The sequence below is a fragment of the Paenibacillus terreus genome (assembly GCF_042138595.1).
Lineage (GTDB): Bacteria > Bacillota > Bacilli > Paenibacillales > Paenibacillaceae > Paenibacillus > Paenibacillus terreus.
Window position 1 is genome coordinate 110686 of sequence record NZ_JBHIRX010000015.1, and the last position, 14124, is coordinate 124809.

The following is a 14124-nucleotide window of genomic DNA, read 5'->3' on the forward strand; positions in this document are numbered from 1 at the left end:
CTAAATTTTTTTAAGTTTTCCGGAACATTCATTCCTGTAAAATGAAATCAAAATGTAAAGGAGCCTTTTTTATGAGTTCAATAGGAAATCAAACGGTTGTGAAATCCATTCCGACGTGGCTGATACTTTTTCTGGCCATCTCGTGCGGCATCATTGTGGCTAATATATATTATGCCCAGCCTTTGGTCGGGGAAATCAGCTCGTCCATCGGGTTATCTTCGGGAGCGGCGGGCTTGATCGTTACCCTGACGCAAATCGGCTACGGCATCGGCCTGCTGTTTATCGTCCCATTGGGGGATATTCTTGAAAACAGGAAGCTGGTTGTAGGAGCTCTGCTGCTCACTACACTGTCTCTGCTTATCCTGGCGGTGGCTCCAAGCGCCGCACTGTTTCTCCTTGCGGCCGCAATGATCGGGATCGGATCGGTGGCAGCGCAGATTTTGGTGCCTTATGCGGCCCATCTTGCGCCTGACGAATCCCGCGGGCGTGTCGTGGGGAATGTGATGAGCGGCTTGCTGCTCGGTATTATGCTGGCCCGTCCGCTATCCAGCATGGTGGCTGACCTGCTGGGCTGGCGTTCCGTATTCGTGTTATCCGCTGTACTGATTCTCGTGCTGGCTCTGGTGCTGGCCAAGGCGCTTCCTACCAGAAAGCCGGAGACAAATGAATCCTATTCCGGGCTTATCGGCTCGATGTGGCATCTGCTGAAAACAACGCCAATCCTGCGGCGCCGGGCCATTTATCACGCCAGTGTCTTCGGAACCTTCAGCTTGTTCTGGACGACAGTTTCGCTGTTATTAACAGGTCCCGCATTTCATTTTACTCAGACGGAAGTGGCATTGTTTGCATTAGCCGGAGTATCCGGAGCAGTTGCTGCTCCCATTGCAGGCCGTCTGGCGGATCGGGGCTGGATTCGTCCGGCGACAGGGCTGGCTTTGGCAGCCGTCATTATTTCGATGGTGCTGCCTTTCATGGTTCATACCCGTTCGGTGCTTACCGTATCCATATTGGTCTTTTCAGCGATTCTCTTGGACATGGGCGTGTCGGCTAACCTGGTTCTTAGCCAGCGTGCGATTTTCGCCTTGGGAGCCGAGGCTCGCAGCCGGTTGAACGGTTTGTTTATGGCTATCTTTTTTGTGGGCGGGGCAGTGGGCTCCGCAGCTGGGGGGTGGGCTTATAACCTGGGTGGCTGGAAGGCCGCTTCCATTATCGGGATTGCCCTGCCGGTTATGGCACTGATTTATTACTTCACGGAGAGAAAACAGGGTGCCCGCTGAAAAAAATACAATAATTGTATACCCCTTCTCCCTAAGTGCTTTATCTTCCCAAATGGATGAGACTGGCGAGCGTTTCCTTATGCACAGGAAGCGGTCGCCGTTTTTTTGTATGTATGCTCGAATTAGTATACAGGGAACACTATCCCAAACTAACCAATACACGGGTATTGCGAGTAATGAGGAGATAGGATGGACCTTTGGAAACTCTGGAAAAAAACAACGTTAAAAACAACAGGAAAAAGAGAGCGATCACCAGAGCGAGACAGCGCATCGAAAAAGCTCATTACCATAGAGGCGCTAAAAAAGGAATTGGCGGATATTGACGATACTGTATTTGTACAAGTACCGGTATTGAATCAAACCGTAACGGTCGTTTACATCAATTCTTTGAGCAAGGTTGCTGATATCCACGATTTAGTCATCAGACCCTTAAGGGAAGCTAAGGAAAATCAGCTGCCCTCCGAGATTTTGCCGCTTTCTGAAGAAGTGGAGCTAACTGAATTACCGGCTGCGTTAATCGATATTGTAAGCGGATTTACTCTTATTCATTTCGAGAATCCCAATAAAGTAATCAAACTAAATACCTATAATCCGGCTCAACGGAGCATCACCCCTACGGATAACGAGTCGACTGTAATCGGACCGCAGGATGCATTTACGGAATCCCTTGAGACCAACGTATCCTTGATCAAACGACGCATATTAAATTCTAGCTTAAAGTACAAACAGCTTGTCCTTGGAACCGAAACACGGACATCTGTTGCTGTTTTATATATAGAGGATATAGCGAATCCCGATATCGTCAAAAGAGTTCTGGAACGGCTGCATCATGTGGAGTACCATGGTTACTTGTCCATGTCGCATCTTTCCAAAATGATTGAAGATCATCCTTTTTCACCTTTTCCACAGCTCGCAGTAACCCAGCGTCCGGATCATGTTACGGCAGCACTGCTCGACGGACGGATTGCAGTCATGTTGAACGGCAGCCCGGAAGCCACCATCTGTCCGGTAACTTTTCTGGAGCTGTTTATGAGCTCAGAGGATTATTATTTGCGCTGGACCGTTGCTTCTTTAATGAGAAGTCTTAGATTTTTCGGTTTTTTCGTCAGCGTATTTCTTACCTCGTCTTACGTATCCGTGCTGACCTATCATCAGGAAATGCTACCGCCGCAATTGCTGCTGCTTCTCTCGGAATCACGGGCAAGAGTTCCGTTTCCACCGGTGATTGAGGCGCTTGCAATCGAACTGGTTGTCGAAATTCTGCGTGAGGCAGGCTCAAGAATGCCTTCCAAGGTTGGCCAAACCATTGGTATCGTTGGCGGTATCGTAATTGGAACCGCCTCTGTGGAAGCGGGTTTGACCAGCAACGTTCTGATCGTTCTGGTTTCCGTTTCTGCACTCCTTTCTTTCCTTCCTGCAAGCTATTTGCTGAGTACCTCGGGGAGGTTTTTAAGGTATTTCTTTATCCTGGCTGCAAGCTTATTAGGTTTGTTCGGCCAAATGCTTGCTTTAGCCGCAGTGATGGTTCATCTTTTGAGACTGACTTCGGTGGGAGAGGTCTATATGACTCCGGTAATCCCCAGGAAATTAACAGATTTGGAGGACAGCATCTTTCTTGCACCGATAAAGTATATGCTATCACGTTCCGGTGCCTCTAAATCTCCAAGAAAACTAAGACGACCATTGGATGAGGAGTGAGGATGATGGAGACGGGTGTCATGAAACCCAAAGTCCTGAAACCAAGACACGTCATATTTCTGACGCAAAATGTAATGGTTGCATATAACCTGCTTGTATTTCCTCATACTTTAAGTCCTGCAGGCCATAATGAATGGATACCCTTGCTCCTCATGGCCATTGTATCCCAGCTTATGCTGATCCCCATGGTGCGGTTGGGCCTTAAGTATCCGGATTGGACACTGTATGAGATTAATGAAAATTTACTGGGTGTTTTCTTGGGCAAGGTTCTGAATCTGGCAATTACGCTGTTCGGAATTTTGCAGTTTGCCGGTGTAACGACGGGTTACTTCACGCTGATTTATACGGTGACTTTGCCAAAGGCAAGCCGTTTTCTTCCCGTACTTGCTCTTATTGCCGTGGCAACCTATATCGTTTTTGGAGGAATAAAGCTGATTGCCCGGACATGCATTCTGGCGTTCTTTTTCACGATCTGGACGATATACCTGCTGCGGTGGACCTGGACGGACGGGGAACTGGCCAATCTGTTCCCATTGTATGGCCTTCATTCCTTTCAAGACATCATGAAGGCATTTAATGACGGGTTTCCGGCCATGTTCGGGTATGAGCTCATCCCTTTTTTCTTTCCGTATATCATAAACCAAAAAAAGGCTCTTCTTCATGTATCCATCGGCATGTGGATCACTGTTTTGGTGTATTTAACTTTTGTATTGGCAAGCATCATCTTTTTTTCGGAATGGCAGTTAAGCCATGTCAGATACCCTATCTTGGATATTTTCAACTCTGTAGAACTGTCATTTGTAGAACGCATCGAAAACCTGGGGGTTGCATTATGGGTATTCCTTGTTTTATCGACCACGGCTGCTTATTTATGGTTAAGCGTAAAGGGAGTAAACCAGCTATTTAAGCGAAAACGAACCTGGCATGTCTACATTTGCGTTGTCATGGCTATGGTGCTGATCATTAGCGGCCTGTTTTCACCTGTGATTCTGAATGCAGCTTATGAAAGCATAGGGCGGTATGCCGGATATCTTCTTATTCTATGGCCCAGCTTGATGCTTGGGCTCCACAAATTAAAAAAACGGGGTAGTTAATATGTTGCTCAGATATCTTTTCCTATCCATGCTGGTGCTTGCTGCGCTATTTCCTGCTGGCTGCGAAAACAAGCGGGTGGAGACGCCTTCGCTTGAGGACCTTGAAATGGCAGGCGTGCTTGGATTTGATAAATCGCCGCAAGACCGGATCAAGGTTACAATTTCCGTGCCTCAGCCTACGAAGGGCGGTTTCAAAAAGGACAAGATCTATACAGCGAAAGGCATCTTAACTCATGAAGCCTTTTATAAAATATCCGCAATGTCTTCAAAAACCGTGAGCCTGCGCCAGACTCGGGTCATTCTGATCGGCGAAGAGCTGGCGCGCGGGAGCGGGTTAAGAGACATCCTCTTGGACTTGTACCGTGATCCCCAGGTCGGAAACAACGGAGTTCTGGCCATTGTTAAGGGATCTGCCGAATCTATATTAAAAAATACTGCGCCAAAACAGAATAGTGAATTTTTGAACGATTTATTAAGACCCCGAGAAGAAACCGCGTTTAGTCCGTACACTACCCTGAGGGATTTTATTTTTGTGCTCACCAATGATGTGAGTGACCCAATGATCCCCTACATTGAAGCTACCAAGCAATCGATCAAAATTTCGAAAATAGCATTGTTTAAAAAGGACCGTTTGGTGGGCTTTATGAATCCCGGCGAAGCTCAACTCGTTGAGATGCTCAGGAAAGAGAAACGTTTTCCAAGTATTACAGTTCCGTTTAACGCCTCACCTTCAAGGCATGGGGTTATATTATTAAATCTGATGAAAAGCCAGGTGCGCACCAAAGTGACAGGAGATCTGAATCATCCGGTGATCTTTTCCAGGCTGGAATTGGAAGCCGTGATCCAGGACTATAAAGGAAAGCTGAATCTGGAAAGCCAAAATGAGATCAAGCTGGTTGAACAAAACAGTGAGGAGTACATACGCGACCAAATTAGAGACGTTCTAAAGAAACTGCAAAGTATGCAGGTTGACCCTGTCGGATTTGGCCGTTATGCAAGAATGAGGTTTGGCCGGGATTGGCCGAAAATAAGACAGAAATTTGTGTCCACGGAGTCAGACGCCAAGATATCCGTCAAGGTTACACTAAGAAATATAGGAACAATGAAGTAAACCGTACCTGCCTGCAGCAACGGCGCCCCGAAGGGCGCCGTTTATTTTAAGATTCCAGGAAGTACAACCCCCTTGGTATAACCTTCCTGGAATCGCAAGAAAAACTACTGCTAAACGCGGTCTGTCTTCTGTGAATGTGCGTTGATAAGCGTTTTTCTTACTTTTGTTCCGGATCGGCTTCTTCTTTCACAGCACTATCCTTTTTCATGCTTGCCTCGTTAATTTCGCGGTCTGTTTCACTCCCGCCCTGAATTTGTGCTGCGGCCTCCGCCTGACGATTGAGCTGCTTTTCAATTTGCCCGATACCGTGCGCTTCCTGATGCTGTCTACTGGTAGCCATTGGATTTACCTCCTGATGTCATGGATTGGGTTTCCAGGCTTTAATATGTACCTCAATTCAGCTAACTATGCATTGGATGTTTACATTTTTGTTTCTTTTATGTTACTTTTGTGGACTGCAATTTTTTGTTGATATACAGCCATTATTGACTTCACTAGTAAGGGTTTTTCTTCCATTGACAAAGAGTATTCGGGTGTATTACCCTGATTAAGGTTACAAAATTTTAATATTTGCCGAATTTCAATGTGTTTGAAAACGGGGGAACCACTTCGGGTGAATTATTCTTGTGCGTAAGAGAGTAAAGGGAACCTTCTACCTAACCCTCAGCTAACTCCGTAGGCTTTGAAGGGAGAATATTTTTTTGAAAAAAGCGATTTTATCGATTTTTGGAGCCGCCGTACTGTTCACGTCCGGGGCTGCCACTACACATGCCAGTGAAGCGCAAATTAACAGCTATGTTGCTCAGGTTGCAGGCACTCCATACAAATACGGAGGCACGACAACCGCAGGTTTCGATTGTTCCGGGTTTATTTTGTACATATTCAACAAGTTTGGCTTGGATCTGCCCCGTACTTCCCAGCAGCAGGCGAACACAGGTGTAAAAGTCGCCAAGGACGATCTCAGGGTAGGAGACCTGGTGTTCTTTAATACAAGCGGACGGGGGATTTCCCATGCCGGTATCTATGTGGGGAATAATAAATTTGCCCATTCCGCAAGCAGCAAGGGTGTAACGGTCAGCAGTCTGTCGGAGCCTTATTATGCCAACAGATATGTTACAGCCCGCCGTGTCATCAGCGAGTACAGCTATACCAGAATGGTAAGCGAAGCACGTTGATGAAATTGAAGAGGACAAGCCTGAAGCTGTTTCGGGCTTGTCCTTTTTTTGCTGCCAGAACATTCACTTTGCACGAATTGGGTATACTGCATTGACAATCTTCTCCTTCACTACATATAATAAATTCATAACACATGAACAATTATTCATATATAGGTTTTTGGCTGTCAGGAAGGGGAGAAGTCTCATGGGTACAGCGGCTGAGAAGGTGAAACGGGAGCTCATACTGGAAGGGCTGGATTGTGCGAATTGCGCCATGAAGATTGAGAACGGTGTGAAGAAGCTCGATGGGGTCATGGACTGTTCTGTTAACTTCGTAAGCAAGACACTTACAATGGAAGTGGATAAAGAGCATGATCAGGCTGTCGTCACAGCGGCCAGGAAAAAAGTAAATCAGCTGGAGCCTCATATTCAGGTTGTGGAAAAGGGGAACGGGGCTGCCTCAAAGGCGGCTGTGCAGCACGGTCATAGCCACGATCATGGACACGCTCATGCACATGATCACGACCACAGTCATGGACACAGCCATGATCATGGTGCGGGCAATACGAAACGCATGATCATTCGCCTGATTGCAGGCGCGTTTTTGACAGGAATCGGGTTATTGGCGCCAATCACCGGGATAGCTGAGTTTGCACTGTTTGCCATCGCTTATCTTATTGTTGGCGGCGACATTGTACTTAGAGCCGTTAAGAATATCGTCAGAGGCCAGGTGTTCGACGAGCATTTTCTGATGTCCATCGCCACCATCGGCGCCTTTGTCATTCAGCAGTATCCCGAAGGCGTGGCCGTCATGCTGTTCTACCAGGTAGGGGAATTGTTCCAGAGCATCGCGGTGAACCGGTCGCGCAAATCCATCAGCAGCCTGATGGATATCCGGCCTGATTATGCCAATCTGCAGATGGGGAATGAGACGAAGCGAGTGACCCCGGAAGAGGTTCTCGTCGGCGATGTGATCGTCGTGAAGCCGGGCGAACGGGTGCCGCTCGACGGCAAGGTATTGGAGGGCAGGACCGCCATGGACACCTCGGCTTTAACAGGCGAATCCGTGCCGCGCGAGGTCGAGCCTGGGGATGAGGTATTAAGCGGCTTTATTAATAAAAACGGAGTATTGATCGTTGAAGTCACGAAAAGTTATGGAGAATCCACGGTTTCCAAAATTTTGGAGCTGGTGCAAAATGCAAGCAGCAAGAAAGCGCCGACAGAGCAGTTTATTACGAAGTTCGCACGCTATTATACGCCGGTTGTCGTCATCGTTGCCGCCCTGCTGGCGATTGTGCCGCCATTGCTGATCAGCGGCGCCACATTTTCCGAATGGGTCTACCGTGCTTTAGTGTTTCTGGTTATTTCATGCCCCTGCGCGTTGGTGGTATCCATTCCGCTCGGATTTTTCGGCGGGATCGGGGCGGCCTCCAGGCAGGGTGTGCTCGTGAAGGGCAGCAACTATCTTGAAGCGCTGAATGATGTAAAATATGTCGTATTCGATAAAACGGGCACGCTTACGAAAGGGGCATTTACCGTTACCGGGATTTATCCGGCCAATGGGGGAAGCCGTGAGGAACTGCTCCGCCTTGCTGCTTATGCCGAGCTTCATTCCAATCACCCTATCGCCGATTCCATTCGTGCAGCCTATGGACAGGAACTGCAGACGGCTGATGTTCAGGAGTATAACGAAATTGCGGGCCACGGTACCGAGGTGCGTTTTGAAGGAAAACAGATTCTGGCCGGTAATGCAAAGCTGATGAACCAGGAGCAGATTCCTTTTGCGACGCCAGAAGAACCTGGAACGGTCGTGCACATAGCCGTCGATGGAAGCTATGCGGGGTGTATCGTCATTGCGGACGAGATTAAGGAGGATTCGGCACAGGCCATCCGTTCCTTGAAAGAACTAGGCATCAAAAAGACGGTCATGCTTACCGGTGATGCGAAAGCCGTCGGCGAGGACGTAGGCCGGAAGCTTGGTCTGGATGAAGTGCATGCCGAGCTCCTGCCGCAGCATAAGGTTGAAGAGATTGAGAAGCTGGACCGGCAAAAAGCGCGTAAGGACAAAATTGCCTTTATCGGTGACGGCATGAATGACACTCCCGTACTGGCGCGGGCCGATGTCGGGATTGCCATGGGCGGTCTGGGCTCGGATGCGGCGATTGAGGCTGCAGACATCGTCATCATGACCGATGAGCCTTCCAAGCTGTCATCCGCGATCCATATCGCAAGACGCACACGCCGCATCGTATGGCAGAACATTCTGTTTGCCTTGGGGGTCAAAGCCGTATTCCTGCTGCTGGGAGCCTTCGGTATTGCTACGATGTGGGAGGCCGTGTTCTCCGATGTCGGGGTTACACTGCTGGCCGTGCTGAACGCTATGAGGGTCATGCGTACGAAGCAAGAAATAGCGTAGATGCAAAAACAGCGGCAGTCCGTTAAGGGCTGCCGCTGTTTTGCTTTAGGGGACCAGGAAGCGGAAGTAAGGATCATTCTCCTTGTTATCCCCGCAGCCTGTCAGTCTGTATTCTGTTCCATTACTGGATGATCTCGATTGCAGATCGGTGCAGTAGGATACCGTTTTGGTACGGTTTCCAAAAGCATCGTGGGTAGCATCATAGACAAACTTTATAGTTTGCCCGTCATAAGCGAGATCTTCGAAAATAGAACCGCCTTCAATGGTATAAGAAGTCAGATGTACCATGTCAGGAGTATGGCTTTTAAGGCTGTTATTAAACCGCTCCCAATGGTCCAAATTGTATATTTGTTCATCCAGCTTCACAATATCTCCGTTTTGCATAGCTTGCTCCGGGCTGTAATATGTCCCCCAGATCAATTCTTTTAACTGATCAGTTGCCTTTGAGGTCAATTGATATCCCGTGGATGTGTCGTCAACACTGGTGTACATCCCAAAATCCGCTTGAGAATCGAGCCAGAGATGAAGGGAGCCATAAGACCCGTCAGGGCTGAAACTGATATCATAATCCGCTACACTGACATCTAACTGACCCTCCATTTTCTCGGCGGTCAGGAACGCTTCCTCAAAAATCTGTACCTCCTCCGGTTGGACATAAATGGCAAATGGGGCGTCATTCACTTCGCCGAAGGTATACGTTCTGCTTACGATAACCGTTTCTGTGTCAGGAGGGACTTGGCTTTGCTGCCCCTGTAAGGGAATTTCATCCCCGCCGCCGGTTGAATCGTTAGCGGCAGGGCCGAATGTACAAGCTGTAACGGTTAGGCTACACAACCAAAGCAGGATAAGCAGCCATCCTTTTCTCATGCCTCTACCTCCACGGCAGTAAGTTACTGATGGGTAATATGCTGATGGGTTTGCAGAAAAATTTGCTCCACATGAGTATCGTCAAGCGAGTAAAACACCGTTTTCCCCACCTTCCGGCGTTTGACGATGCGCAAATTGCGCAAATAGCGGAGCTGGTGCGAGACGGCGGATTGCCCCATATCCAGCAGCACACACAGATCATGCACGCACAGCTCCCGCTCAATCAGGGCGTAGATCAGCCTGATCCGGGTCGGATCGCCAAGCGCCTTGAAAATCTCAGCCATTTCAGCGGCCGTTTGTGAATCAACCAGTTTATTTTTTATGCCATCAAGAACTTCCTTGGGTTGATGGCAGTCGTTATTCCAATCTTCCTCGTTTCTCAGTTCAGGTTCCACAATCATTCACCTTCCTCAGTTCAGCCGATACTTTTCATTATACCGAAAAGGCGTAGAAATTACGAATAATATCGAAACCTTGAGAGGAAGGGGCAATCAGGATTATTTATGCTTTTTGGCCCAGACCGAGAAAGCGATGCGAGCCCCTACAATAACCAGGATCAGGATAATGCCGATAATCAGGCCAGTGTAAGTGCGTTCAGGCTCATGATATACATAGTCCGTTGTCTGCTCCGTTGTGGTGCCGGACTCTGTTGTCCCCGTTTCCTGTTGTGCTGCTGTAAGCATGACAGACGCTTCTCCGCCGATGAACTTCATGAAATTCCCCTTTCTTTACTAGTAGATACTATCCATTGTAGTGGATCTTTGGGCGCCAGGACAGCAGGTTAGAAAAGGTGTCAAAAATAATTCAGGATTCTCTTATTTTGGGTGAAAATACGTATTGACCTAGAGTGCACTCTAGCAAATATGCTTTAGCTGTGCTTAGATTTTGCAACTTAAATAAGGGAGAGATGGATGATGAAATATAACCTGCTTGGCAATACAGGATTACTGGTCTCGGAGCTGTGCCTTGGCACGATGACTTTCGGTGGCAAGGATCCGATGAGTGCGGCCATGGGAGCAATCGATTATGAGACGGCGGAAAGACTGGTCCATGAAGCGCTTGGGGCGGGCATTAACTTTTTCGATACGGCCAATGTGTACGGCGGAGGAGAGTCTGAGGAAATGCTGGGCCGTTCTCTCAAGGGCAAAAGGCATGAAGTCGTGATTGCAACCAAGAGCGGCTTCCGTATGGGGCCAGGACCGAACCAGGTCGGGTTATCCAGGGTTCATATCATGCAGCAGGTCGAGGAGAGCCTGAAGCGTCTCGGCACCGATTATATCGATCTGTACCAGATTCACAGACCCGATCCGCTGACCGACTGGGAGGAGATTCTTCGCACGCTTGACGAACTTGTTCACAGCGGAAAGGTGCGTTATACCGGCTGCTCCAACCTGCAGGGCTGGCAGATCATGAAGGCGAACGGTATCTCCCGCCAGCTCGGAATGCATTCCTTCAAATCAAGCCAGTCTTACTATTCTCTCGCAGGACGGGATGTTGAACGGGATATCATCCCTGTGCTTCAGGATCAGAAGATGGGATTGCTGGTATGGAGTCCGATGGCTGGAGGATTTTTATCCGGTAAATATACAAGGGAAAACCAGGGCGGTGCTGAGGATCGACGCAGTAAATTCGATTTCCCTCCTGTAGACCGGGAGAAGGGATACGATATTATCGATGTGCTGCAGGGTATTGCAGCTGCGCGGGAAACAACGGCGGCCAGAATTGCCTTGGCATGGCTCTTGAATCAGCCGGCGGTCACGAGCGTCATTATCGGTGCGAAAAGGTCTGACCAGCTTCAGGATAATCTCGGGGCATCCGGCATGGTCCTCAGCGGGGACGAGTTGTCCCGTCTTGAAGAAATCAGCCGGTTAAAGCCGGAGTATCCGCTGTGGAACCCGCTGGCTTATACGGAGGACCGGTATCCGGGCACCGTATAAATGAGCAGGTCAACCATTACGGGCCGTGACAAAGAAGGGATGGGCCTTATTATTGGCTTATCCCTTTGGCATCGGCCGTCCGGGCTGACCCGGTTGACTGGTCAAGGCGCCGCTTTTGATTTGATGGTATAGATCCGCTTTGCGGTTAATCCGGTCCATATAACCCATTAGGGTCTCCACCTGGGCTTCGATTTTTTGCCGCTGATGATTTAAAATCTCGAGCCGCTCGTCTATAGTGTCGTCACCCTGCAGTGCAAGCTGTACGAAATCCTTCAACTGCGCAATGGACATGCCGGTTTCGCGCAGGGCACATACAAATTTCAGCCATTCGATATCCATATCCTCGTACACACGAATTCCGCTTGCATTGCGCCGGATGAACGGCAGAATGCCTTCCTTTTCATAATATCTCAGCGTATGTATGGACAATCCCGTTTTTTCGGCGATTTGGCCGATCGTATATTGGATTGTGCTTTCCACAGATTGATCTCCCCGTTCCATAACCGGATTTGAATTAATGATACTCATTATAGAACCTTGAATACGCTTCAGGTCAAGCCGGGCAGAGGGAAAACCCCGCCACACCTAGAATATTAAAAGAAAAGGAGAGTGAAGTTGTGAGCAGAAAATCATTGCAAGTGGCAGCCCTGCCGGGATATGAGCCCGAAATCGGACGCTGGCTGTGGAGCTTGGAGGATGTCCGCAGAACCATTTTGGAAAAGTTGAACGGCTTGGCCCCTGGCCTGTTGGATCAGCAATTGGAAGGACGGCACAGCATCGGCTCGCTATTGTATCATATTGCGCTTATTGAGGCGGATTGGCTGTATGTTGAGGTGCTTGAAGCCACCGAGTATGAACCGGAAATTCGTTCTCTATTTCTGCAGGAGGACAGGTCGGAGGACGGTTCTCTGGTTCATGTTGAAGGTCAAACCCTGGAGCAGCATCTTCACCGTCTGCAGGCCGTCCGTGGCAGGCTGCTCTTTCATTTTAAAGGCATGAGTCTTACGGACTGGAGAACCCCAAGACAGCTTGAAGCCTATGACGTAACTCCGGAATGGGTGATCTATCATTTGGTGGAGCACGAGGCGCATCACAGAGGGCAAATCTTCGAGCTTTTGCGGAATTTGCAGCCTGATCGGGTAAATGGTTAATAACATAAGGAAAGAAGGGGTGTTATGCTGAAACTGGTTGAAGCGGTGATTGAGGATATGGACAAGCAGCTTGAGCGGATCGTGAAAAGTTTGGATCCTTTAGATGATTCACTGGTGTGGAGCAGGCCCAAGGATACCATGAACAGCATTGGCAATCTGTGTCTCCATTTGGCAGGCAATGAACGCATGAATGTGATCAGCGGCATCGGCGGGCAGCCGTTTATCCGTGAAAGATCGAAGGAGTTTACTACAGAAGGCGGTATATCCAAGGAGGAGCTGATCCGCCATCTGACGGACACGAGAGCGGAAGCGAAAGATATACTGGCCCGGCTTACCGAAAAGGACCTGGACAGGGAGGTGGCCATTCATTACGGGCTGGAGGATTGGAACCGGATGCTGCGGGTGCAGGCCGAGGAGGGCAAAACCTACGAGATCAAGGTGGTTGGCAAGCTGATCGTTGCTGTTGCCGCACACTATGGATATCATGCGGGGCAAATCGTACTGCTTTCCAAGCTGCAGAAGGATACGGGAGAGCATGTAACAGGACAGTATCATTGAAAAATGCCAAACCGCCTGCTGCAGGCGGTTTTCACATTTTTTTGTATATGTTCAATGCTTCGTAGAGGAAATTTGTATCATACCCCGTTTTTTGATGGATTCTAACACACCATTGTTCAATAGACTCTGCTTCCGGATCGTTGAATAATCCTTCGGTTGTGCTCAGAAAGCTTTGCCAGTCATAAAACTCCCAATGAGCGGTTTCATTCTTATAGGGAATTCTGCATTCTAATAGAGGTGACTTATGGATTGCATTCTGGCATATTTCGGCGGCAAGCCAGAAGTCATCCATTTTAACCGGGGTAAGATTAAAGACTTGCTTGCTGGTTTTTCCGTTTGGCCTGTGGTATAGAACCGTGAATAAATCACCAGCCGATTGCACTTGTATCTCTGCCGCAGGAAAGAGGCCCTTTAATCTCTCTTCAGTATAATCTTCACTATCGGCATCTACCAGCACCGGATTGAGCCACTGATCCCCCAAATCGCAATAATAGCGGTGTCCTTCCTCATTTTTCGCAATAACGGCCACATGCGCATCCTCTGTTCCCATATCATGGCCGATCGGATAAGCTTCAATCCCTTCCTTTTCGAACTCATGCAGCAGCCACAAAGCGAGGTCAAAGCAATTGCCTGTAATGCCATACTGCTCGCGATGCTCCTTCATTTGAGCTACTTCTCTTTGCTTTTTTCCGGAATTCTTTTGAAAATACCATGCTTTGGTTAAGGTTTCCATCGGGAAATGATCGAATTTTCTCCATACGCTTAAAATATCCTTGGTAGCAAAAATACGCCATTCTCCTTTCACAGGGGCCCGTATTCAAAGGGACTGCTTCTTTCAGCGGGAAAGAAACAGTCCTT

At 48.6% G+C, this 14124-nt stretch carries 15 protein-coding genes and 1 riboswitch; of the genes, 9 read left to right on the top strand and 6 right to left on the bottom strand.

From position 1 onward, the window contains the following. Positions 1 to 71: 71 nt before the first annotated feature. The 4 genes from ACE5KN_RS22875 (at position 72) to ACE5KN_RS22890 (ending at position 5180) form a co-directional block, all read left to right on the top strand. Positions 72 to 1277 carry an MFS transporter gene (locus ACE5KN_RS22875; RefSeq protein ID WP_375527244.1) on the top strand — a complete coding sequence of 402 codons (1206 nt, stop codon included), beginning with the start codon at positions 72 to 74 and terminating at the stop codon, positions 1275 to 1277. 189 nt (positions 1278 to 1466) lie between these two features. Then, a complete protein-coding gene (locus ACE5KN_RS22880; protein WP_375527243.1) occupies positions 1467 to 2975 on the top strand; it encodes a spore germination protein in 1509 nt (502 codons plus the stop codon). Positions 2976 to 2995: 20 nt separating this feature from the next. After that, the gene (locus tag ACE5KN_RS22885; protein WP_375527242.1) at positions 2996 to 4069 is read left to right on the top strand and encodes a GerAB/ArcD/ProY family transporter; all 1074 of its coding nucleotides are present in this window, start codon (positions 2996 to 2998) and stop codon (positions 4067 to 4069) included. A 1-nt stretch (position 4070) separates the two neighbouring features. Next, positions 4071 to 5180 (top strand): Ger(x)C family spore germination protein, encoded by a 1110-nt coding sequence (locus ACE5KN_RS22890; RefSeq protein WP_375527241.1) that lies wholly within the window; start codon positions 4071 to 4073, stop codon positions 5178 to 5180. Between the two features lie 157 nt (positions 5181 to 5337). Here the strand turns inward: ACE5KN_RS22890 and ACE5KN_RS22895 are convergent, their stop codons facing one another. After that, positions 5338 to 5520, bottom strand: coding sequence for a hypothetical protein (locus ACE5KN_RS22895; protein ID WP_375527240.1), 183 nt, complete (start codon positions 5518 to 5520; stop codon positions 5338 to 5340). A gap of 221 nt (positions 5521 to 5741) precedes the next feature. After that, positions 5742 to 5877: riboswitch (cyclic di-AMP (ydaO/yuaA leader) on the top strand. Between the two features lie 4 nt (positions 5878 to 5881). Here ACE5KN_RS22895 and ACE5KN_RS22900 point away from each other — a divergent pair. Together ACE5KN_RS22900 and ACE5KN_RS22905 are read left to right on the top strand one after the other, a co-directional pair. Continuing rightward, positions 5882 to 6355, top strand: a complete 474-nt coding sequence (locus ACE5KN_RS22900) for a C40 family peptidase (protein WP_375527239.1) — start codon at positions 5882 to 5884, stop codon at positions 6353 to 6355. Between the two features lie 187 nt (positions 6356 to 6542). After that, positions 6543 to 8753 carry a heavy metal translocating P-type ATPase gene (locus ACE5KN_RS22905; RefSeq protein ID WP_375527238.1) on the top strand — a complete coding sequence of 737 codons (2211 nt, stop codon included), beginning with the start codon at positions 6543 to 6545 and terminating at the stop codon, positions 8751 to 8753. A 45-nt stretch (positions 8754 to 8798) separates the two neighbouring features. Here ACE5KN_RS22905 and ACE5KN_RS22910 read toward each other — a convergent pair whose 3' ends face one another. The 3 genes from ACE5KN_RS22910 to ACE5KN_RS22920 form a co-directional block, all read right to left on the bottom strand. Further along, positions 8799 to 9620, bottom strand: a complete 822-nt coding sequence (locus ACE5KN_RS22910; RefSeq protein ID WP_375527237.1) for a DUF4362 domain-containing protein — start codon at positions 9618 to 9620, stop codon at positions 8799 to 8801. A gap of 23 nt (positions 9621 to 9643) precedes the next feature. Then, the gene (locus ACE5KN_RS22915; RefSeq protein ID WP_375527236.1) at positions 9644 to 10015 is read right to left on the bottom strand and encodes an ArsR/SmtB family transcription factor; all 372 of its coding nucleotides are present in this window, start codon (positions 10013 to 10015) and stop codon (positions 9644 to 9646) included. 102 nt (positions 10016 to 10117) lie between these two features. After that, the gene (locus ACE5KN_RS22920; protein ID WP_375527235.1) at positions 10118 to 10333 is read right to left on the bottom strand and encodes a hypothetical protein; all 216 of its coding nucleotides are present in this window, start codon (positions 10331 to 10333) and stop codon (positions 10118 to 10120) included. A 201-nt stretch (positions 10334 to 10534) separates the two neighbouring features. Between ACE5KN_RS22920 and ACE5KN_RS22925 the strand changes: the two genes are divergently transcribed. Further along, positions 10535 to 11557, top strand: coding sequence for an aldo/keto reductase (locus ACE5KN_RS22925; protein ID WP_375527234.1), 1023 nt, complete (start codon positions 10535 to 10537; stop codon positions 11555 to 11557). 57 nt (positions 11558 to 11614) lie between these two features. On the opposite strand, the gene ACE5KN_RS22930 is transcribed toward ACE5KN_RS22925, so the two are convergent. Continuing rightward, positions 11615 to 12085 carry a MerR family transcriptional regulator gene (locus tag ACE5KN_RS22930; protein WP_375533160.1) on the bottom strand — a complete coding sequence of 157 codons (471 nt, stop codon included), beginning with the start codon at positions 12083 to 12085 and terminating at the stop codon, positions 11615 to 11617. An 89-nt stretch (positions 12086 to 12174) separates the two neighbouring features. Here ACE5KN_RS22930 and ACE5KN_RS22935 point away from each other — a divergent pair, with 89 nt between their 5' ends. Both ACE5KN_RS22935 and ACE5KN_RS22940 read left to right on the top strand, forming a co-directional pair. Continuing rightward, positions 12175 to 12708 (top strand): DinB family protein, encoded by a 534-nt coding sequence (locus ACE5KN_RS22935; RefSeq protein ID WP_375527232.1) that lies wholly within the window; start codon positions 12175 to 12177, stop codon positions 12706 to 12708. A gap of 24 nt (positions 12709 to 12732) precedes the next feature. Further along, positions 12733 to 13266 carry a DinB family protein gene (locus ACE5KN_RS22940; RefSeq protein ID WP_375527231.1) on the top strand — a complete coding sequence of 178 codons (534 nt, stop codon included), beginning with the start codon at positions 12733 to 12735 and terminating at the stop codon, positions 13264 to 13266. Between the two features lie 31 nt (positions 13267 to 13297). Here the strand turns inward: ACE5KN_RS22940 and ACE5KN_RS22945 are convergent, their stop codons facing one another. Next, positions 13298 to 14053, bottom strand: a complete 756-nt coding sequence (locus ACE5KN_RS22945) for a hypothetical protein (RefSeq protein ID WP_375527284.1) — start codon at positions 14051 to 14053, stop codon at positions 13298 to 13300. Positions 14054 to 14124 lie beyond the last annotated feature (71 nt).

Bases quoted from the DNA above. Each gene is read 5' to 3' on its own strand.
- ACE5KN_RS22875 (WP_375527244.1), top strand. From the start codon at position 72: ATGAGTTCAATAGGAAATCAAACGGTTGTGAAATCCATTCCGACGTGG.
- ACE5KN_RS22880 (WP_375527243.1), top strand. From the start codon at position 1,467: ATGGACCTTTGGAAACTCTGGAAAAAAACAACGTTAAAAACAACAGGA.
- ACE5KN_RS22885 (WP_375527242.1), top strand. From the start codon at position 2,996: ATGAAACCCAAAGTCCTGAAACCAAGACACGTCATATTTCTGACGCAA.
- ACE5KN_RS22890 (WP_375527241.1), top strand. From the start codon at position 4,071: ATGTTGCTCAGATATCTTTTCCTATCCATGCTGGTGCTTGCTGCGCTA.
- ACE5KN_RS22895 (WP_375527240.1), bottom strand. From the start codon at position 5,520: ATGGCTACCAGTAGACAGCATCAGGAAGCGCACGGTATCGGGCAAATT.
- ACE5KN_RS22905 (WP_375527238.1), top strand. From the start codon at position 6,543: ATGGGTACAGCGGCTGAGAAGGTGAAACGGGAGCTCATACTGGAAGGG.
- ACE5KN_RS22910 (WP_375527237.1), bottom strand. From the start codon at position 9,620: ATGAGAAAAGGATGGCTGCTTATCCTGCTTTGGTTGTGTAGCCTAACC.
- ACE5KN_RS22920 (WP_375527235.1), bottom strand. From the start codon at position 10,333: ATGAAGTTCATCGGCGGAGAAGCGTCTGTCATGCTTACAGCAGCACAA.
- ACE5KN_RS22925 (WP_375527234.1), top strand. From the start codon at position 10,535: ATGAAATATAACCTGCTTGGCAATACAGGATTACTGGTCTCGGAGCTG.
- ACE5KN_RS22930 (WP_375533160.1), bottom strand. From the start codon at position 12,085: ATGAGTATCATTAATTCAAATCCGGTTATGGAACGGGGAGATCAATCT.
- ACE5KN_RS22940 (WP_375527231.1), top strand. From the start codon at position 12,733: ATGCTGAAACTGGTTGAAGCGGTGATTGAGGATATGGACAAGCAGCTT.